The sequence below is a fragment of the Kitasatospora sp. YST-16 genome (assembly GCF_026802215.1).
Lineage (GTDB): Bacteria > Actinomycetota > Actinomycetes > Streptomycetales > Streptomycetaceae > Kitasatospora > Kitasatospora cineracea.
The window spans coordinates 6,544,908-6,564,370 of record NZ_CP113837.1 but is presented as its reverse complement, the minus strand read 5'-3'; the positions used below and the strand labels follow the sequence as shown (position 1 = coordinate 6,564,370).

The following is a 19,463-nucleotide window of genomic DNA, read 5'->3' as shown; positions in this document are numbered from 1 at the left end:
TGGTCGTCTCGCGCTCACGCCTCGGCCGGGGCGTCGGCGGCGCGGTAGTGGGTGAAGGCCGGTGCGGCGACGCTGACCAGGGCGGCCGCGGCCACTGCGGCCAGGCCGCCGCCGAGCATCGCGGTGCCGGTGCCGAGCAGGGCGCCAAGCGTGCCGGCCCGGAGCCGGCCGAGCTGGGTGCCGCCGACGCCGACCACGAACTCGACCGCGCTGATCCGGCCGCGCAGCCGGTCGGGGGTGCTGAGTTGGACGACCGTGGAGTGGAAGACCACCGCCAGGGTGTCGGCGGCTCCGGCGAGGGCAAGCAGCAGCAGTGCGGTCTCCAGGCTCCTGGTGACGGCGAGGGCCGCGACGGTCGCGCCGTACGCGGCGCAGCAGAGCAGGGCGGCGCCGCCGGGGCGGGCGATCCGGCCGGCCGGGCCGGAGCAGGCGGAGGCGAGGACGCCGCCGACCGCGCCGGCGGCGGCCAGCAGGCCGAGGGTCTGCGGGTGGCCGCCGAAGCGTTCGGCGCAGAGCGCGGGCAGCAGGGCGGCGGGCGAGGCGACCAGGGCGATGCACAGGTCGGCGAGGAACGCCCCGGCGAGTTCGCCCCGGCTCCGTACCAGGGCGAGGGCCTCGCCGGCTCCGGCGAGGCGGCCGGGCGGGCGGTCGCCCTGCGGCGGCATGGCGGGGAGCCGGGCGATGCCGTACAGCGCGGCCGCGAAGCTGAGCGCGTCCAGCAGGTAGCAGGCGGTCAGGCCCCAGGTGGCGGCGGCGAGTCCGGCGCAGGCCGGTCCGGCGACCGCGCCGAACTGCATGGTCAGGGCGTTCAGTGCGGCGGCGGCGGCCAGTTGGCGGCGGGGCAGCAGCCGGGGGGTGCAGGCGCGCCGGGCGGGGGCGTTGACGCTGCCGACCAGGGACTGCAGGGCGACCAGCAGGTAGAGCAGGCCGGTCGAGTGCAGGCCGGCCAGGGCCTGGGCGGCGAACAGCACGGAGACGCCGGCCTGCAGGCTGCTGGTCCACAGCACCAGGCGGCGGCGGTCGGTGCGGTCGCCGAGGCTGCCGCCGACGGCGGCGAACAGCACCACGGGGACGGCCACCGCCAGGCCGAGCGCGCCGACCGCGGCGGAGCTGCCGGTGAGCCGGTAGACCTGGAGGGCGACGGCGAACACCGTCATCTGCCCGCCGATCTGGGAGAGACCCTGGCCGAGCCAGAGCCGCCGGAAGGCGGGTGAGTCGCGCAGCGGCGCGGTGTCGAGGAGCAGCCGGGTGGTCAGGACGGGCACAGTGCCCCGTCCAGGCGCCGCAGGACGTCGTCCTCCTCGGCCCGGTCCCGGTGGACGACGCAGAAGTCGAAGCCGCCGCGGACGCCGGGGACGGAGGGCAGCGAGACCAGGACGCCGCGGCGGGTCTCGGGGCGGTAGGCGCAGTCGGCCGCGGTGGCGGCGGCGAGGAAGTCGTCGAGGTCGAGGGCGGGCCAGTGGGCGGGGGTGCGGTGCTGGGTGACGCTGAGTCCGGGGTGGCGGGTGGTGTCGACGACCCGGCCGGCGATCGGCCCGTAGAGGTGGAGCGAGCCGGTGACGCGGGCGTTGAGTTCGGTGAAGACCAGGCGGCCGGTGGCGTCGACGACGGCGTCGGCGCTGAGGTGGCCGCGGTAGCCGAGGGAGCGGTAGGCCTCGGCGAGCCGGGCGGCGCCGGCCAGCAGCCGTTGCCGGACGTCGGCGGGGAGGCCGCGGGCGGGGGTGGATTCGCGGACCAACCGCCGTTCCCGGTAATCGAGTTCGCCGGTGGCGGTGGGGCGGACGCCGGTGTCCTCGGCCAGGTACTCGGCGTAGACGGTGCGCGAGGCGGGCTGGAACTCCTCGACCACCACGGGGTAGCGGTCGTCCCGGGAGGCCCAGGCCCAGTGTTCGGCGAGGTAGTGGGCGATCGCGTCGGGGCCGGGTGCGAGGCGGTGCAGGAGTTTCGCGCCGACGTGGTCGGTGCGGTGGTCGTCGTCGCGGACCACGAGCTGGTTGCCGGCGCCGGCGCCGTTGTGCGCCTGTTTGACCAGGACGGCGCCGGTGCCGGCCAGCAGCCGGGGGATCTCCCGGGCGGCCTCGTGGCTGCTGCGGCAGACCGCGCCGGGGGCGGTCGGGACGCCGGCGGCGGCCGCGATCGCCCGGAACTCGGCCTTGCTGTTGGCGAGTTCGCCGCCGCCCTGGTCGATGAAGGCGGCGCCGGGCACCAGGTGGCGCAGGCCCAGGGCGGCGGCGTAGCGCGGGACGAGCGGGCTGGGCCAGCAGGACAGCAGGCCGGTGGCGGGGCCGGGGGCGGCGGCGAGCGCTTCGGCGGTCCGGTCCAGGAAGTCCGGGTCGAGCAGGCTGTAGGGGTCGATCACCTTGCCCTGGTAGCGGCCGGGCGGCGGGACCAGGAAGGTCAGCGAGGCCGGGTCGGTTCCGGTGAGCGAGGTGGCGTGCCGCAGGAAGGCGGCGGGCGGCGCGACGGGCAGCACCAGGACGTCGCCGTCCTCGGCGAACCAGAGCAGCCGCTGCGAGTAGGACCGGAAGTCGACCCAGGACAGCATCGGGTCGACCTCGTTGGCGATCAGCAGGCGCATGTCGTGGTCCCGTTCCGCCGGTTCAGGCCGCGTAGTCTTCGAGCCCGCCGGTGCGGACGGTGTCCAGGGTGAAGCAGTGGAAGCCGCCGCCGAACAGCCGCCGGTGCCGGTGCCGGACCGGGACGACCGTGAAGCCCTCGTGTTCGAGGACCTTGACGAGTTCCGGGCACGCCTCGTTGACCAGGACCCGGTCGGGGCCGACCGAGAGGACGTTGAGGTCGATGTAGGGGGTGGTCAGGACCAGGTCGCCGTCGTCGTAGACCGGGAAGTTGGCCTCCTCGGGCTGTGGCGGCACGATCAGCTTCCAGCGGCGGAAGGGTTCCGGCAGCAGGTCGCGCAGGCCCTCGTGGCGGGCCAGGAAGAGGCCGGGGCGCAGGGCCAGCAGCATGCTGTCGATGTGGTTGTCGCTCATCCGGTGCACCCGGTGGACGCGGCGGGTGCCGCCGAGGTGGCGTTCCAGCCAGTCGCAGGCGGCGGCGTGGTTGGCGTTGGCGATGTTGACGATGAGGTCGCGGCCGAGCCGCAGGCACTGAGCGCCGTCGAGCATCATCTCGAACCCGACGTCGTACGGGGAGGGTCGGGGGGCGGAGATCGGTTCGGTCGGCCCGCCGAGGGTGGTCTCGGTGTCGCGGGCGTAGGAGAGGTCGAAGGAGGCGTCGGTGAGGACCGGCCGCGGCATGGTGGACCAGCGGGCGCCGCGCCGGAAGTACTCGGTGAAGACCGGGGCCAGCAGCCGGGTCTCCAGGTAGCGGGAGCGGATGGCGGGCGCGGTCTCGATGATCTCGTCGCCGAGGATCAGCGTGTTGTCGCGCAGGTTGAGCGGCGGCACCGGGGCGGCGTTCCAGCCGAACCCGGCGATCGGGTCCGCGTCGGGGGGCAGCGGGACGGGGCGGTGCACGGTGACGCCGAGGGCGGTGAGGGTGTCGGCCAGGCCCTCGACGTCCTCGTGGAGTTCCTCCGCGTACTGCTGCTTGATCCGCCAGGCGCGGTCGCCGACCGGGCCGTGGGCGTTCTGGCGCAGCCGGGGGTAGGCCCAGTCGGAACGGAACAGGTTCTCGTGGAAGAACAGGTCGAAGGAGAGCTCGCGGTCGTGCGAGGTGTAGTTCGCGGCGGAGCCGACGACGATCTCCTTCAGCGGCGACCACTCGTCATGGCTGTTCAGCTGCATGGGCCACTCTTTCGCGTGGTGGGCTGGCTGGTCACTTTCGCCTGGTGGGCGGGTCCGTGGGTGGGGCCGTGGGCTGATCCGTGGGTGGGGCCGTGGGCTGGTCCGTGGGTGGGGCCGGCGTGCCGCGTCGGGCGGTGCGCCGGCCCCACGTCTGACGTCTGCTCACGACGCCTGTTCACGGCGTCCGCTCATGACGTCCGTTCACGACGCCTGTTCACAACGTCTGCTCGGTCGGTGCTGCGGGACGGGGTTCAGTGGTCGTAGCTCATGGCGCGCTCCTTCCCTGCCGGGGCCCCTGTCGGGGGCGGGCTGCCGGACTGCTCACCGGTCGATGGCGACCGGGAGCACGTCCAGGCTGCGAACGGTCGCCGTCGGGCGCCGGGTCGGCGGGCCCGCGAGGCGGAGCCTCCCGGGTGCGCCGAGCAGGCAGACGATCAGCTCCCGTATCGCCACCTGGCCGAACACGGCCCCGACGCACGCGTGCGTTCCCCAGCCGAACCCCAGGTGACGGTTGGGGGTGCGGTCGAGCAGCAGGGTGTCGGGGTGGGGGAATTCGCGCGGGTCGCGGTTGGCCGCCGCCATCAGGGTCAGCACGATCTGTCCGGGCCGGACGGTCGTGCCGTGGATCTCGACCGTCCGGGTGGCGACCCGGCTGGTGCCCTGGGCGGGGCCGTCGTAGCGGATCAGCTCGTTGACGCCGGGGGTGAGCAGTCGCGCGTCCTCGAACTCCTGGAGCAGGCCGGGGCGTTGCAGGAGGGTGAGGACCACGTTGCCGACCGTGGCGTAGACCGTGCCGTAGCTGGCGTTGAACATCATGCCGGTGCTGTTGGAGATGTAGTGCGGCGGGAGGTCGGCCTTGACGGCCCGCTGCTTGACGTCCCGGAGCACCCCGGGCCGGTCGTCCGCGTCGGCGAACCACTCCTCGGCCAGCGCGTTCAGCCTGGTTCTGGCGCGGTCGCCGCGGGCGGCGTTCTCGGGCTTGAGGCCGGCGTCCATGCGTTCGGCGATGGCCGCGGATATCTCGGCGTAATCATCAGGATCGGGTTCCCGGACGCCCAGCAGGTCGGCGGTGATGGAAAGCGCGAGCGGTGCGGCGACTTCACGCATCAGGTCGAAGGAATCGCGCTCGGCGAGTGCGTCGAGGATTCCCGCGGTGCGCCGTCTGGCGCGCAGTCCCACTCCCGGCAGGTCCTGGGCGTGGAACGCGTTCATGATCAGTGAGCGCATCGGGGCCTGCGCGGGCGGGTCGAGGGTCTGCAGGCTCTGGCGGAACTCGGGGATCTCCTCCCCGGTGCGCCGCCGGTCGCGGGCGAACACCTCGTGGTTGCGCAGCACGTCCCGGCAGTCCTGGTAGCGGGTCAGGACCCAGGACTTCATGCCCTCGTGCCAGAAGATCGGGTGTTCTTCGCGCAGCCGGGCGTAGTGCGGATAGGGATTTTCGAGCATGGCCGGATCCAGCGGATCGTAGTGCGGGTCCACAGCACAATTCCCAACGGTTGCCTGTTTTGCAAGGAGTTGGTGATGATTTGGTCCGCATGATGAATGCGCCAGGAATGATCGTCTGTCGCCGGACCGGTCTTGTGCGCCGTAAGCGAATTTATCAATGCGACATGACCCTGGCAAGAGTCCCCAGGAAAGTATTGCGATAGCACCGGACGGAAGTATTCCGTCCGCAAATGTCCGGAAGTGTCGCGCGCCGCGGCCGGGGCTCGCGGCGGGTCGGTGCGGGCGGCGGGCCGATCGGGTGAAGCCGGGCCGGGCGCCGCTCCGACTGCGGTTAGGATCACCGGGGCTGACGTCGCGTCAGACCGATTCGGGGGAACATCGGGGGACGGCGCCTTGCGCATCCGCACGCACGCACGCATGCACGCTGCTCGGGCCTACCCGTGCCCACCCGCGCCCGTGCCCGCGCCCGCTCCTGCCCGCGCCCGCGTTCGCGCTCGCGCTCGCGTCGGTGGCGCGTCCTCCTCTCACCCCTCCCCCGCCAGAAACGTTTCGCCCACGCATCACCCGCTCCCTGACCCTGCCGGAGGACACTTCGCCATGACCACCACCGCCGCCGCGCCCGCCACCGACACGGAGTTGCTCCGGGCCGCCGCCGAGCACGTCCGCCGGCACGACACCGCCGCCCTGCTGCGCGCCCTGCTGCCCGGGCTGGACGGGGTGGAGCTGCGGGCACTGACCGACCGCTGCCGGTTCGCGCACACCGCGCTGCTGGTCTTCCCGCCGGACGCCGGCGCGCTGCACCGGATGCTCGCCGACGCCGGGCTGCCGGCCGATGCCCCGGCCCGGCCGAGCACGGTGGTGCGGGAGCGGCTGGCGGCCCGGCACGGCCGGGACGCCCCGGGGCTGGAGGTGGGCATCCTGCGGCCGCCGGTGACCGGGGCGGACGGCGAGCAGCGGGTGGTCGAGGTGTTCGCGCTGGCCGTGCCGCCGGGCTCCGACCTGTCCGAACTCGCCGAGTTGGAAAGGGAGTTGCAGCACGAGGCGCACCTCGGCTTCGAGGTGGACCGCCCCGACCCGCTGGTGCTGCGCGGCCTGTGCGCGCTGTGGGAGCGGCACGGCGCGCGCCCGGACGGCGGCGGCTACAACCCGCACGAGGACGGCACGGTGCTGTACTTCACCGCACCGGCCGGCTCGAAGGCGGGCTTCGCCCGGGTCGAGCTGTACGCGCCCGGCGACCACCGGGAGCTGCTGGCGGAGCACCTGGCCCGGCACCGCGCCGGGCAGCCCGCCGAGGCGCTGCTGCGGCAGCTGACCGGGGCGTGGACCACGCAGGCGCTGGCGGCCTTCGCCGAGCTGGGCGTCCCGGAGGCGATGGACCAGCAACTCCCGCGCAGTGCTGAGCAGTTGGCCCAGGCAGTGGGGGCGGACCCGGAGACCCTGCGCTCGCTGCTGCGGTACCTGGCGATGCTGGGCGCGGTGGTCCAGGACGGCGGCGGCTTCCGGCTCGCCCCGTCCGGGGAACTGCTGCGGGCCGACGCGCCGGGTTCGCTGCGGCCGCTGGCGCTGCTGTACGCGGGGCCGTTCTACCGGTCGTTCGGCGAGCTGGCCGGGACGGTCCGGACCGGGCAGGTGGCGTTCGACCGGCTGTTCGGCGAGAACCACTTCGACCACTTCGCCCGGGACCCGTACCTGGCCGAGCTGTTCGACCGGTCGATGGCGGCGAGCACCCGGATGTTCGACCCGCTGCCGAACCACCCGGCGGTGCGGGCCGCGGCCGCCGCCTCCACCCCCGGCGCACCGCGCACGGTGGTCGACCTGGCGGGCGGCACCGGCGAGTTGCTGACCCGGCTGCTGACCGCGCACCCGGCGCTGCACGGCGCGCTGCTGGAACGCCCGCAGGTCGCGGACGCGGCCCGGGAGTTCCTGGCCCAAGCGGGCTGCGGCGACCGGACGGAGTGCCTGCCGGGCGAGTTCGCGGACGTCCCGCCGGGCGGGGACGTGTACGTGCTCTCGCGGGTGCTGCACGACTGGACGGACGAACGCTGCCGGGAGATCCTGCGGCACCTGTCGGCCGCGATGCCCGCGCACGCGGACCTGCTGGTGGTGGAACGGCTGCTCCCCGAGGACGACTCCCCCTCCCTGGCCACCGCCTGGGACCTGCACATGCGCTGCAACGTGGGTGGCCGGGAACGCACCGCGGAGCACTACGCCCGGCTGTTCGCGGACGCGGGGCTGGAACTGGTCGGCCACGACCCGCTGCCGCTGGACGCCCACGTCCTGCACGTGCGCAAGTCCGCCCCCGCTTCCCGGATCTGACGCTCCGCCAGCTCACCTCACTGCCCGTCGAGTACGTCGATGACGTCAAGTGCGCCGAGCGCGGCGGGCGGCCTGGCGCCCGCCGCGGCCGAACCGCGCAGCAGCGCGGCGAGGTCGTGCGGGCCGGCCGGTTCGGGGGTCGGGTCGGCGCCGGTGATCCGGTCGAGGCGGAAGCCGCGGCCGGCCCGGCGGGTCCGGCACCAGGCGATCAGGTACCAGTGGCCGCCCGCGGTGAGCAGCCCGGCCGGTTCGACCAGGCGTTCGCTGCTCCGCCCGGCGGCGTCGGCGTAGTGCAGGCGCAGCACGGTGCCGGTGGCGAGGGCGTGTTCGACGGCGGCCCGGTGGGCGGCGGCGCCGGGCGGGGCGGGTGCCGCGGGGAGGGCGACGATCCGGCGGGCCAGGTCGCGGGCGGTGGCGGCGGCGTCGGCGGGCAGGACGGCGGCGAGTTTCTGCGCGGCGGTGCGGGCCGCGGCGGCGTAGGGCGCGCCGTGGTCGGTGGCGGCGAGCGCGACGGTGAGCGCGGCGGCCTCCTGCGCGGTGAACCGGACCGGCGGCAGGGTGGTGCGCGGGTCGATGGACCAGCCGCCTCCCCGTCCGGTGACGGACCGGACGGGGAGGCCCGCGGCCATCAGGGCCTGGAGGTCGCGCTGGACGGTGCGGGTGGCGACCTCGAACCGGGCCGCCAGCCGGGCGACGGTCAGCGGGCGGGGCGCGGCGGCCCGCAACTCCTCGACCAGGGCGTACAGGCGGGCCGTTCGGTTCACCCGGAGGACCCTACCGGCCCGCGGCGGCGAGGAACTCCCGCTCGCGGCGGCGTTCGCGGTCGGTGACGGTGAGCGGGTAGAGGGTGAAGCCGTGCATCGCCCCGGCCACCACGTCGAGCCGGGCCGCCCCGCCCGCCTCCCGCCAGCGCCGGGCCAGCAGCACCGAGTCGTCCAGCAGCGGGTCCTCGGTGCCGACCACGAGCCGGGCCGGCGGCAGACCGGCGAGGTCCGCGTAGAGCGGGGACAGCGCCGGGTCACGGCGCCGCCCGGCATCGGTGCCGGGGCTGAACATCTCGTAACTCCCTTGCAGACTGCGGGTGTTGCTCAGCAGCGCACGGTCGCCGAAGCTGCGCTGGCTGGGGGTCATGGCCAGGTCGTAGGGGCCGAAGGCCAACTGGGCTCCGCAGTAGGCCCCGGGATGCTCCGCCCGCAGGCGCAGCAGGGTGAGGACGGCGAGGTGCGCGCCGGCCGACTCCCCCGCGATCAGCAGCCGGTCGGTGCCGAACTCGGCGACGGCGTGCTCGGCGAGCCAGCGGGCGGCACGCTCGCAGTCGTCGGGGGCGGCGGGGTAGGGGTGTTCGGGGGCGAGCCGGTACTCGACGCTGACGACGGCCAGCCGGGCCCCCCGGGCCAGCTCCCACAGCCGCTCGTCCTGCCCGTCCGCCGACCCGAACGCCCAGCCCCCGCCGTGCAGATGGAGCAGGACGCCCTCGGGGCTGCCGGGATCGAGCACCCGGACCCGCACCCCGCCCGGGAGCCGCCGGTCCCGGGCCTGCGGAAGACGCCGGGGCGGCGTGTCACCCCCGAGCCGGTTGCGGCGCAGCCGGGCGAGCGTCTCCGCGTCGAGCGGTCCGCGGCGGACGGGCCGGCTGCCCGCGGCCCGTTCGAAGGCCCGGTTGAAGGCGAGCGTCTCCTCCAGGCAGTCGAGGTCCCGCAGGTGGGCGCGCAGGGGGTGCCCGTCGAGGGGCTCGCCGCGCAGGAAGTCGGGGAAGTTAGGGCAGTCGGGGAAGTCGGGCGTGGTGCGGTGCGTCGTCGTCATGCCGCAGACGATGCCGGGGCGTGGCGACAGCGGCGTGTCACCCTTTCCGGGTGATCCGGGTCACTGGGCGGGCTGCCGGGGCCCGCTCAGCCCTTCGGTGCACTCAGGACGCAGAACTCGTTGCCCTCCGGGTCGAGCAGGGTCACCCAGTGCTGCCCGTCCTGCACGGGGTCGACGCGCCGGGCGCCGAGGGAGATCAGCCGGGAGACCTCGGCCTCCTGGTCGTCGGGGCGGAAATCGGGGTGGAGCCTGTTCTTCGTCGTCTTGCCCTCGGGGACGCCGACGAAGAGCAGCCCCGGCATCCGGTCCGGCTCGGGCCGGATCTCGATGATCTCCTCGGTCTCGTCGACCACGACCCATCCGAGAGCCTCGGCCCACCAGCGTCCGAGGGTGATGGGGTCGGCGGAGTCGACCATGATCTGTTCCCATTCAAGTGCCATGGAGATGAGCATAGACAAGGCCGACCACCCCTCTGAGCAGGGACGATCTCCATCGGCCGCCGGTTGAACGAGCCGGCAGGAGCGGAAGACATGACGGCTCGTCAGGCGCGGTGCTCCGCAGGGCGTTTGGCCTCCACGATGGTCACTGTCCGTGCTCCGGCGGTCGCTGATCGGCGCTACGCTGTGAAGGATCGGAAAGTCGGAAGGGCGGGGCTCTCCGCTTCTGCGCGTGTCGACGGAGCCTCACGAAGCATCTGGGGAAAGGGGCGGACATGGCCTGGCCGGAACGCGAGGTGGATCCGAGCAAGAGCGCCCGGCACTTCTACGGCGCCGAGATCCGACGGCTCCGGACGGAGCGGGGGTGGTCACTGGCCAGGCTTGCCGAGGAGGTGCACTTCTCCCCGAGCACGATGTCCCGGGTGGAGAACGGGGACATCAGGGTTCCCGACAGCCTTTCGGAGCAGCTCGACAGCGTCCTCATGACCGACGGCTTCTTCGCCCGGATGTTCCCGCTGGCCCGACAGGAAAGCCATCCCGCGAAGTACCAGGAGTTCCTTTCCCTGGCCGACAGCGCCAGGGTGTACGAGTCCTACAGCCCTGGTATCCACGGCCTGCTCCAGACCGAAGCCTGTGCCCGGCGCATCCTCCGTTCCGGCATCCCCTATGGCCCGGACGAAGAGGTCGAGCAGCGGGTCCAGGCTCGGCTTGAACGACAGATCCGCATGTACAACAGCGCAGAGTGCCGGTACTGGTTCATCCTCGACGAGGCCGCGATCCGCCGTCAGATCGGGACTCCGGCCGAGATGACGGAGCAGCTGACCGCCATCCTTACGGCGGCTCAACTGTCGAACGTCGTGGTGCAGGTGCTCCCCTTCTCCGCCGGCGTCCACTCCGAGACCTCCTCCATGTCCATCCTCAGGCTGGAGGACAACCGGCAGGTGGCATACGAGGAGAGCACCCGGGCCGGAGTCTTCTTCGAAGAAGAGCGTGATGTAGCAGAACGCCGGGCACTCTACGATCTATTGAGGGCTCAGGCGCTGTCCAAGGCCGAGTCCGAGCGACTGATCAGAGCTGCGATGGAAGGACTAATCCCCGATGGCTCATGACGACCTCAAGTCACCCACGGATGAACGCCGTTGGCGCAAGAGCAGCTACAGCAACTCCGACGGCGGCGAGTGCATCGAAGTCGACGACGCCCACCCCGGCCACGTCCGGGACTCCAAGGACCCCCAGGGCCCGATCCTGACCTTCCCGCCCGCCGCGTGGAACGCCTTCTGCCACGCCGCCGCCACCGGAGAGTTCGGCGAGGTCTGACTCCCCCACCCACCCGCCGCCCGAGGCCCCTTCCTCCGCGAGGGGCCTCGCCCCACGAGGAAGGACTGACCCCCGATGGCTCATGCCGACCTCAAGTCACCTGCCGATGACCGCCGTTGGCGCAAGAGCAGTTACAGCAACTCGGACGGCGGTCAGTGCATCGAAGTCGACGACGCCCACCCGGGCCACGTCCGGGACTCAAAAGACCCCCGGGGCCCGATCCTGACCTTCCCGCCCGCCGTGTGGAACGCCTTCTGCCGCGCCGCCGCCGCCGGAGAGTTCGGCGAGGTCTGACTCCCCCGCCCACCCGCCGCCCGAGGCCCTTCCTCCGCGAGGGGCCTCGTGTCGTTTCGGGTGGTCAGGCGGCTTGGAGGATGGCGCGGGGGGAGGTCATTTCGATCAGGTGGGCGCCGGTGGTGCGGATCCGGTCGGCGGTGGTGCGGGCGGTGGTGGGGCAGAGGGCGAAGACCCAGGTGCCGGGGATCAGGACGGTGTCGACCCAGCCGACGGCGATGTCGGCGAGCAGGTGTTCGAGGCGGGGGGCGCGTTCGGTGGAGCGGGTGCCGTTGTCCAGGTAGAGGATCGGGCGGGCCAGTCCGCGGCGGTCGGCCAGGCCCTCGAGGGCGTGGCGGTGGGACATCATCTCCCAGCGGTCCTCGGGGTAGCAGCGCAGGTAGATGGCGGTGCTGTTCTTCGGCATGGGGTGCCTCGCAAGGTGGGTCCGGCCTACCGCGGTTCGACCACGGGTGCGATGGGTGGGTCCAGTCTGCGCGGCATCGGACAACGTTGTCCAGGGATTCCGGCCACGTTTCCGAAAGCCGATAGTTGTTAAGCAATGTTTAAGTAATCCATGGCGAAATTCCTCACTGAGTGCCAGTTCACAGACACGTACCGATTCAGTTCTCGACGGCCCGGCCCGCCGCGCACACTGCCCCCGCTCACCGGTGCGGGCCTAGCGTGAGGGGGACGGCGGCGGCGACGGAGGGAGCACTCGGTGTTCGGACGGTTCTCGCGGGCGGGGACGGGCAGCGCGAAGTGGGCGCGGGCGGGTGCGGGGCGGATCGCCATGGGGGTGGCGGACATGGACCTGCCGGGGCCGCCCGCGGTGGGGGCGGCGTTGCGGGTGCGGGCGGGGCATCCGGCGTTCGGGTACCCGGTGGCGGAGGCCGCGGACCGGGTGCTGGTGGCGGACTGGTACCGGCGGCGGCACGGGGTGGAGGTGGATCCGGGCTGGGTGATGCTGCTGCCGTTCGCGCCGGGCACGGCGGTGCGGCTGCTGCTGGAGGCGGTGCGGCCGCTGTCCGGTCCGGCGGTGTTCGTGACGCCGGAGTGGGGCGGGTTCGCCCGGGTCTGCGGGGCGGCGGGGGTGGCGGTGCGGGAGCTGCCGCTGCTGGAGACCGGCGATCCGGCCGACCCGTACCGGCTGCCGTTGGCCGAGGTCGCGGCGGCCCGGCCGGGCCTGGTGCTGCTGAGCAGCCCGCACAACCCGTCCGGGCGGATCTGGCCGGCCGCGGACGTCCGGGCGCTGGCCGCGGCGGCCGCGCCGGGGCTGCTGGTCTCGGACGAGGTGCACGGCGACCTGCGGCACCCGGACGCGGGCGCGGCGCAGCCGGTCGCGGTGGCGGTGACGGGCGGGGCGGCGAACGTGGTGACGCTGAACTCGGTCGGCAAGACCTTCAACGTCTCGGGCCTGCCGAGCTGTTTCGCGCTGGTGCCGGACGCGGGGCTGCGGGAGCGGCTGGCGGCGGTGATGGCGGGTTTCGGGCTGTGGGAGGGCGGGCTGCTGGGGGCGGTCGCGCAGCGGGCGGCGCTGGCCGAGGGCGGGCCGTGGCTGGACGGGCTGCTGGGGCACCTGGTGCGGGCCCGGGAGTTGGCGGTGGGGGCGCTGGGCGGTGCGGTGCTGGCCCGTCCGCAGTCCTCGTACCTGCTGTGGCTGGACGGTGCGGGGCTCGGCAGCCGGGAGGAGCTGCTCACCGAGCGTCATGTCGAGCTGGCGGACGGTGCGGATTTCGGAGCGGCCGGTTCCGGGCGGCTGCGGCTGAATTTCGCCCTGCCGTTGGACCGTCTCCGCACCGCCCTCACCCGGCTGACCTGCGAATAGGCGATCCGGGCGGCATCGAGGTTTGCCCCGGAGCAGACTGAGCAGGAACAACCGGGCTCAAGTCGCGAACCGAGGGATGGTGAAACCCGGTGACATCTGTACGTCCGCAACAGGCCGCTCCGACCGCCGATCCGGTACACAGCGTGACGCTTCGGGCGGAGTTGACCGAGGCGTCGGCCGAACGGCACCTGGGCGCCATCTGCTTCAAGATCGGGCCCCCGGCGCTGGTCGGGGTCGAGGCGGAGTGGTTCGTCCACGACGTCCGATGTCCGGGCTCCCCGGTGGATCCCGACCGGGTGGCGGCCGCGCTGGCGGTGCTGCCCGACTCGGCCGACGGCCCGGTGCTCCCGGCGGGCTCGCGGCTGACGCGCGAACCCGGCGGGCAGGTCGAGCTCAGCTCCCCGCCCGCCGCCGACCCGGCCGACTGCGCGGCCGGACTGAGCGCCGACCAGGCGGTGCTGCGGGCGGCGCTGGCCGCCGAGGGCCTGCGGCTGACCGGCAGCGGTACCGATCCGATGGACCGCGAGCGCCGGATGCTCGCCACCCACCCGCGCTACCGGGCGATGGAGCACTACTTCGACCGCGGCGGCCCGTGGGGCCGGATCATGATGACCGGCACCGCCTCCGTGCAGGTCTGCGTGGACGCGGGCACCGAGGCCGACCACGCGCAGCGCTGGCGCCTGGCGCACGAGTTGGGGCCGGTGCTGGTCGCCGCGTTCGCCAACTCGCCGCTGCTGGAGGGCCGTCCGACCGGCTGGAAGTCGACCCGGCAGCTGGTGTGGTCCCGGATGGACCCCTCCCGGACGCTGGCCCCGCCGCCGTCCGCCGACCCGCGCGCGGCCTGGACGGCCTACGTGCTGGACGCCGCGCTGCTGTGCGTGCGCCGCCCGGACGGGCTGCCCTGGGACGCGCCGGCCGGGCTGAGCTTCCGCGAGTGGCTGCGCGGCGCGGGCGAGCGGCCCGCGGTGCTGGCCGACCTGGACTACCACCGCACCACGCTGTTCCCGCCGGTGCGCCCGCGCGGCCACCTCGAACTGCGGATGATCGACGCCCAGCCCGGCGAGGGCTGGCGGGTGCCGCTGGCCCTGGTCAGCGCGCTGATGGACGACCCGGTGGCGGCCGACGAGGCCCGCGCCGCCCTGGAGCGGCTGGGCCACGCGGGCAGCCGCGCGCCCCGTTCGGGCCTGTGGCGGCGGGCCGCCGCGCTCGGCATGGCCGACCCGGACCTGCGCCGCGCCGCGCTGCTCTGCTTCGCCGCCGCGGAACGGGCGCTGGCCCGCCGGGGCGGGCGACTGCGCGCCGACCTGGTCGAGTTCGCCGAGCGCTACCCGGCCCGGGGCCGCTGCCCGGCCGACGACCAGCTGACCGCGCTGCGCACCGGCGCCGCCCCCGCCCTCCAGGAGGACGCCCCGTGCTGACCGCCCGCTCCTTCGCCCCGCAGGAGGCCACCTCGTGCTGAACGCCGACCGGACCGACCCCGCCCTGCTGCGCGACCTGATCGCCGTCGAACTGCTCGCCGCCCGGGAGCGCACCGGGCAGCTCACCGAGGCCGTCGACGACGCCGAACTCGTCGCCCAGCACTCGCCGTTGATGTCGCCGCTGGTGTGGGACCTGGCGCACATCGGCAACCAGGAGGAGCTGTGGCTGCTGCGCAACGTGGGCGGCCGCGACCCGATGCACCCGGAGATCGACCCGCTGTACGACGCCTTCGAGCACCCGCGGGCCGAGCGTCCCCGGCTGCCGCTGCTGCCGCCCGCCGAGGCCCGCGCCTACGCGCACGAGGTGCGCGGCCGGGTGCTGGACCTGCTGGCCGCCTCCCCGCTGGAGGGCGCGCCGCTGCTGGACGCCGGGTTCGCCTTCGGCATGATCGCCCAGCACGAGCAGCAGCACGACGAGACCATGCTGATCACCCACCAGCTGCGCACCGGCCCGGCCGTGCTGGACGCCCCGCCGCCGCCCGCCGCCACCGGCCCGCTGCCCGCCGAGGTCCTGGTCCCCGCCGGGCCGTTCACCATGGGCACCGACACCGAGCCGTGGGCGCTGGACAACGAGCGCCCCGCCCACCCGGTCGAGCTGCCCGCGTTCTGGCTGGACACCACGCCCGTCTCGGCCGGCGCCTACCAGCGCTTCCTGGCCGACGGCGGCTACCGGGACCCGCGCTGGTGGACGCCCGAGGGCTGGGCGCACCGGATGTCGGCCGGCCTGGAGGCGCCGCTGTTCTGGGAGCAGGACGGCGGCCAGTGGCTGCGCCGCCGCTTCGGCCGCCTCGAACCCGTCCCGGCGGACGAGCCGGTGCTGCACGTCAGCTGGTACGAGGCCGACGCGTACGCCCGGTGGGCGGGGCGGCGGCTGCCGACCGAGGCCGAGTGGGAGAAGGCCGCCCGGCACGACCCGGCCACCGGCCGCTCCCGGCGCTTCCCGTGGGGCGACGCCTCCCCCGGCCCCGAGCACGCCAACCTGGGCCAGCGGCACCTGCGCCCGGCCCCGGTCGGCGCCTACCCGGAGGGTGAAGCGCCGTGCGGGGCACGGCAGTTGATCGGCGACGTGTGGGAGTGGACGGCCAGCGACTTCACCGGCTACCCGGGCTTCACGGCCTGGCCGTACAAGGAGTACTCGGAGGTGTTCTTCGGCCCCGAGTACAAGGTGCTGCGCGGCGGCTCGTTCGCGGTCGCCCCGGTCGCCTGCCGGGGCACCTTCCGCAACTGGGACTACCCGGTGCGGCGGCAGATCTTCTCCGGCTTCCGCACCGCGCGCGACGCCGAGCCGAGGACGGCCGAGCCCCGGACGGGGGCCGGGGCCTGATGTGCCGCCACTTCGCCTACCTGGGGCGGCCGGTGCCGATCCGCTCGGTCCTGCTCGACCCGCCGCACGGGCTGCTGCGCCAGTCCTGGGCGCCCCGGCTGCAGCGCTACGGCACCGTCAACGCGGACGGCTACGGCGTCGGCTGGTACGCGGAGGGGGACGAGCGCCCGGCCCGCTACCGACGGGAGGGCCCGATCTGGGCCGACGGCGACCTCGCCGACCTGGCCCGGGTGGTCAGCTCGCACGCCGTGCTCGGCGCCGTCCGCTCCGCCACCCCCGGCTGCGCCGCCGGGCCGCAGGCCGCCGCCCCGTTCGCCGCCGGGCGCTGGCTGTTCAGCCACAACGGTGCGCTGCCCGGCTGGCCGCGCTCCTTCGCCCCGCTGGCCGAACTGCTGCCCGCCACCGAGCTGTTGGAGCTGGAGGCGCGCACCGACTCGGCCCTGCTGTGGGCGCTGGCGCTGAACCGGCTGCGCGCGGGCGTCAAACTCGGCGAGGCGCTCGCCGAAGTCTGCCTGCTGACCGCCGAGTTGTCCGACGCCCGGGTCAACCTGCTGGCCACCGACGGCAGTTCGCTGGCCGCCACGGTGTGGGGCGACACCCTGTTCCAGCGCCGCGACCCGGACGGCTCCGTGCTGCTCGCCTCCGAGCCCTTCGATGACGGGCCCGGCTGGTCCGAAGTCCCCGACCGCACCCTGCTGGTGGCCGACGCGGCCGGCAGCTCGCTGACCCCGCTGGCCCCCGTCGGGCCGCGCACCCGAGAGGACGCCCCGCGATGACCGGATACCGGCTGACCCGCCTGCTGCCCCCCGACCACCTGCACCACGCGCTGCGCACCGACGCCCGCGAGGGCCTGAGCGGCCGGCCCAAACGGCTGCCCCCGAAGTGGTTCTACGACGCCCGCGGCTCCGAACTCTTCGAGGAGATCACCCGGCTGCCCGAGTACTACCCGACCCGGGCCGAGCGCGAGATCCTCGCCGACCGCGCCGCCGCCGTCGCCGCCGCCACCGGGGCCCGCACCCTGGTCGAACTCGGCTCCGGCTCCTCCGAGAAGACCCGCCTGCTGCTCGACGCGCTGCGCGCCGCGGGCACCCTGGAGCGCTACGTCCCGGTCGACGTCAGCGAGAGCGCCCTGGCGGCCGCCGGGAAGTCGCTGATCGACGACTACCCGGGGCTGGAGGTCTCCGCCGTGCTGTCCGACTTCACCCACGGCCTGGGCCTGCCCGACGGCGGCGGCCCCCGCCTGGTCGTCTTCCTCGGCGGCACCCTCGGCAACCTGCTGCCCGCCGAACGCACCGTCTTCCTGGCCGGCCTGCGGGCCCAGCTGATGCCCGGCGACTGGCTGCTGCTCGGCACCGACCTGGTCAAGGACCCCGCCGTCCTGGTCGCCGCCTACGACGACGCCGCCGGGGTCACCGCCGCGTTCAACCGCAATCTGCTGTCGGTGCTCAACCGCGAGCTGGGCGCCGACTTCGAGCCGGAGCAGTTCGCGCACGTCGCCCTCTGGGACGCCGAGAACGAGTGGATCGAGATGCGGCTGCGCTCGCTGCGCGAGCAGACCGTCAAGGTCACCGAACTCGGCCTGCCCGTGCACTTCGAGGCCGGCGAGGAGCTCCGCACCGAGGTCTCCGCGAAGTTCCGGCGCGAACGCGTCGAACGCGAGCTCTTCGCCGCCAGCCTGCGGCTGACCGACTGGTGGACCGACGGGGAGGGCCGCTTCGGGCTGTCGCTGTCCCGGCCCTTCGAGGACGGCTCCGACTAGGCCCTGCCCGAGGGGGCTTCCGGCGGGGCCGGTGGGCGGGCGGCCTGACGCAGCAGGCCCGTCCACAGGCGGGCGCGGCCGGTGCGGTCGAGCGCTTCGTGCGCGGCGAGCAGGCCGCCGGTGACCGCGCCCAGGAAGCCTCCGGCCAGGCAGTCCTGGCCGGAGAGGTAGAGGCCGTCGACGGCGGTGCGCGGGCGCAGCCGGTCCGCCCGGCCGGGCGTGCGGCCGTCGCCGAAGGCCGTGACGTCCTTGGCGAGCCCGTAGAGGCTGCCGCCGGGCCAGCCGGCGAAGTGTTCGGCCGTCAGCGGGGTGCCGAGTTCGTGGTAGGCCACCCGGCCTCGGGTGGACGGCAGTTGGCGGTGGAGCAGGTCGAGCAGTTCGGCGCTGAGTTCGGCCTTCAGCGCCAGGTAGGCCTGGTCCCGGTGGCGGTGGCGGGAGCCGTGGAAGGGCGCGAACAGTTCGGGGCGGACGTAGGCGAGGATCTCGCCGGTGGACCGGCCGGGGTACCGGCCGGTCCAGGTGGGGTCCTTGGCGCAGGAGAAGGAGAGGAAGCAGCCGCTGGTGCGTCCGCCGGTGCCGTCGAAGAAGGCGTCGCAGTCGCCGTCGGTGACCAGCAGGTTGTGCCGGGGCAGGCCGAGTTCCGCGGGGTCGCCGTCGAGGCCGAGGAAGAGCACCACGAACGGGAATCCGCGCCGCATGCCGTCCAGCGGGTCGGGGGCGGCGGGGCGCTCCGGGACGCCGGGCGGCCGCGGAGCGGGCAGCAGGGTGCGGTAGGTGTGGTGCGCGCCCGCCGCGCTGACCACCACCGGGGCCCGGACCCGGGTGCCGTCCGCCAGCCGGACGCCCGTCGCCCGCGTCCCGGTCAGTTCGATCCGGGCGACCGGGGCCCGGACGAAGACCTCGCCGCCCGCGGCGCGGATCGGGTCGAGCATCGCGCGGGCGATCGCGGCGCTGCCGCCCACCGGGTACCAGGCGCCGGTGCGGAAGTGCTCGAACATCACGGCGAGCAGGAAGAACGGCAGCTTGGCGGTGGAGTCGGCCAGCAGCAGGGCGCTGCGGGTGAGGACGGCCTGCCTCAGCCGCTCGTCGGCGATCAGCCCTTCCACCACGTCCCGGGCCGGGCGCATCGCCTCGGGGGGTACGGCGGCCGTCCGCAGCAGGCGGGCCAGCCCGCGGGCCACCGGGCCCGAGAGGCGGCCCACCGCCAGCGCCGGGAGCACCGCCCGGCACCGCCCGACCAGGGCGAACAGGGCGTCGATGCCGGCCCGTTCGGCCGGGAAGCGGGCGGTCAGTTCGGCCCGGTGGGCGTCGAAGCCGACCGGGCCCCGGTGCACCTCGCCGGCCAGCCGGTACTCGTCGCACGGGTCGCCGACCGGGGCCCAGCGCAGCGCGCCGCCGGTCAGGTAGTCGGAGAGCACCCGCACCGGTTCGCGCGGGCCCAACTGGCCGACGTAGTGGATCCCGACGTCCCACTCCCAGCCGCGGCGCCGGTAGGCGTGGGTGTAGCCGCCCGCGGTGTAGTGCTGCTCGAACACCGCCACCCGGCGCCCCTGGCGGGCCAGGCAGACCGCGGTGGTCAGGCCGCCCGCCCCGGACCCGACCACCACCGCGTCGTACCGGTCCGCGACCGCGCCCGCCGTCAGCGGCCTGCCCACCAGCACGCGTTCCGCCACGTCCGTCACCTCCGCCGCACCGGCCCGGGGCGGAGGGGATCCACCGCCCGCGGTACAACTCCC

At 74.4% G+C, this 19,463-nt stretch carries 18 protein-coding genes; 9 read left to right on the top strand and 9 right to left on the bottom strand.

The window, feature by feature from the left end; translation table 11 throughout:
* Positions 1-14: 14 nt before the first annotated feature.
* The 4 genes from OU787_RS29605 to OU787_RS29590 form a co-directional block, all read right to left on the bottom strand.
* Positions 15-1,265 (bottom strand): MFS transporter, encoded by a 1,251-nt coding sequence (locus OU787_RS29605; RefSeq protein WP_268661207.1) that lies wholly within the window; start codon positions 1,263-1,265, stop codon positions 15-17.
* Positions 1,253-2,578 carry a hypothetical protein gene (locus tag OU787_RS29600; RefSeq protein ID WP_268661206.1) on the bottom strand — a complete coding sequence of 442 codons (1,326 nt, stop codon included), beginning with the start codon at positions 2,576-2,578 and terminating at the stop codon, positions 1,253-1,255. The genes OU787_RS29605 and OU787_RS29600 overlap by 13 nt, the downstream gene beginning before the upstream one ends.
* Positions 2,579-2,600: 22 nt before the next feature.
* Positions 2,601-3,746 (bottom strand): glycine amidinotransferase, encoded by a 1,146-nt coding sequence (locus tag OU787_RS29595; protein ID WP_030460665.1) that lies wholly within the window; start codon positions 3,744-3,746, stop codon positions 2,601-2,603.
* A 321-nt stretch (positions 3,747-4,067) separates the two neighbouring features.
* The gene (locus tag OU787_RS29590) at positions 4,068-5,192 is read right to left on the bottom strand and encodes a cytochrome P450 (RefSeq protein ID WP_051817038.1); all 1,125 of its coding nucleotides are present in this window, start codon (positions 5,190-5,192) and stop codon (positions 4,068-4,070) included.
* A 597-nt stretch (positions 5,193-5,789) separates the two neighbouring features.
* Between OU787_RS29590 and OU787_RS29585 the strand changes: the two genes are divergently transcribed.
* Positions 5,790-7,508, top strand: coding sequence for a methyltransferase (locus OU787_RS29585; RefSeq protein WP_268661205.1), 1,719 nt, complete (start codon positions 5,790-5,792; stop codon positions 7,506-7,508).
* A 17-nt stretch (positions 7,509-7,525) separates the two neighbouring features.
* Here OU787_RS29585 and OU787_RS29580 read toward each other — a convergent pair whose 3' ends face one another.
* From OU787_RS29580 to OU787_RS29570, 3 genes are all read right to left on the bottom strand, one after another.
* Positions 7,526-8,272 carry a helix-turn-helix transcriptional regulator gene (locus OU787_RS29580; RefSeq protein WP_268661204.1) on the bottom strand — a complete coding sequence of 249 codons (747 nt, stop codon included), beginning with the start codon at positions 8,270-8,272 and terminating at the stop codon, positions 7,526-7,528.
* Between the two features lie 10 nt (positions 8,273-8,282).
* The gene (locus tag OU787_RS29575) at positions 8,283-9,311 is read right to left on the bottom strand and encodes an alpha/beta hydrolase (protein WP_268661203.1); all 1,029 of its coding nucleotides are present in this window, start codon (positions 9,309-9,311) and stop codon (positions 8,283-8,285) included.
* 86 nt (positions 9,312-9,397) lie between these two features.
* Complete coding sequence (locus tag OU787_RS29570; RefSeq protein ID WP_198545009.1) at positions 9,398-9,751, bottom strand: VOC family protein; 354 nt, start codon at positions 9,749-9,751, stop codon at positions 9,398-9,400.
* A gap of 272 nt (positions 9,752-10,023) precedes the next feature.
* Here OU787_RS29570 and OU787_RS29565 point away from each other — a divergent pair, with 272 nt between their 5' ends.
* The 3 genes from OU787_RS29565 to OU787_RS29555 all read left to right on the top strand — a co-directional run bounded on the left by OU787_RS29565 (position 10,024) and on the right by OU787_RS29555 (position 11,359).
* On the top strand, positions 10,024-10,857 hold the full coding sequence (locus OU787_RS29565; RefSeq protein ID WP_268661202.1) for a helix-turn-helix domain-containing protein: 834 nt from the start codon (positions 10,024-10,026) through the stop codon (positions 10,855-10,857).
* A complete protein-coding gene (locus OU787_RS29560; protein WP_030460658.1) occupies positions 10,847-11,065 on the top strand; it encodes a DUF397 domain-containing protein in 219 nt (72 codons plus the stop codon). The genes OU787_RS29565 and OU787_RS29560 overlap by 11 nt, the downstream gene beginning before the upstream one ends.
* A gap of 75 nt (positions 11,066-11,140) precedes the next feature.
* A complete protein-coding gene (locus tag OU787_RS29555; RefSeq protein ID WP_268661201.1) occupies positions 11,141-11,359 on the top strand; it encodes a DUF397 domain-containing protein in 219 nt (72 codons plus the stop codon).
* Between the two features lie 64 nt (positions 11,360-11,423).
* On the opposite strand, the gene OU787_RS29550 is transcribed toward OU787_RS29555, so the two are convergent.
* Positions 11,424-11,765 carry a hypothetical protein gene (locus OU787_RS29550; protein WP_268661200.1) on the bottom strand — a complete coding sequence of 114 codons (342 nt, stop codon included), beginning with the start codon at positions 11,763-11,765 and terminating at the stop codon, positions 11,424-11,426.
* 294 nt (positions 11,766-12,059) lie between these two features.
* Here OU787_RS29550 and OU787_RS29545 point away from each other — a divergent pair, with 294 nt between their 5' ends.
* From OU787_RS29545 to egtD, 5 genes are all read left to right on the top strand, one after another.
* Entirely contained in the window at positions 12,060-13,166 is a 1,107-nt protein-coding gene (locus OU787_RS29545; protein ID WP_268661199.1) for an aminotransferase class I/II-fold pyridoxal phosphate-dependent enzyme, read from the top strand.
* Between the two features lie 143 nt (positions 13,167-13,309).
* Positions 13,310-14,584 carry an ergothioneine biosynthesis glutamate--cysteine ligase EgtA gene (egtA, locus tag OU787_RS29540; protein ID WP_268661198.1) on the top strand — a complete coding sequence of 425 codons (1,275 nt, stop codon included), beginning with the start codon at positions 13,310-13,312 and terminating at the stop codon, positions 14,582-14,584.
* A 34-nt stretch (positions 14,585-14,618) separates the two neighbouring features.
* Positions 14,619-15,968: an ergothioneine biosynthesis protein EgtB gene (egtB, locus tag OU787_RS29535; RefSeq protein WP_268661197.1), complete on the top strand. Its 1,350-nt coding sequence runs from the start codon at positions 14,619-14,621 to the stop codon at positions 15,966-15,968.
* Complete coding sequence (gene egtC, locus OU787_RS29530) at positions 15,968-16,744, top strand: ergothioneine biosynthesis protein EgtC (protein ID WP_268661196.1); 777 nt, start codon at positions 15,968-15,970, stop codon at positions 16,742-16,744. The genes egtB and egtC overlap by 1 nt, the downstream gene beginning before the upstream one ends.
* Positions 16,741-17,727: an L-histidine N(alpha)-methyltransferase gene (egtD, locus tag OU787_RS29525; RefSeq protein ID WP_268661195.1), complete on the top strand. Its 987-nt coding sequence runs from the start codon at positions 16,741-16,743 to the stop codon at positions 17,725-17,727. The genes egtC and egtD overlap by 4 nt, the downstream gene beginning before the upstream one ends.
* Here the strand turns inward: egtD and OU787_RS29520 are convergent.
* On the bottom strand, positions 17,724-19,400 hold the full coding sequence (locus OU787_RS29520) for a phytoene desaturase family protein (RefSeq protein ID WP_268661194.1): 1,677 nt from the start codon (positions 19,398-19,400) through the stop codon (positions 17,724-17,726). The genes egtD and OU787_RS29520 overlap by 4 nt on opposite strands.
* Positions 19,401-19,463: the final 63 nt, after the last annotated feature.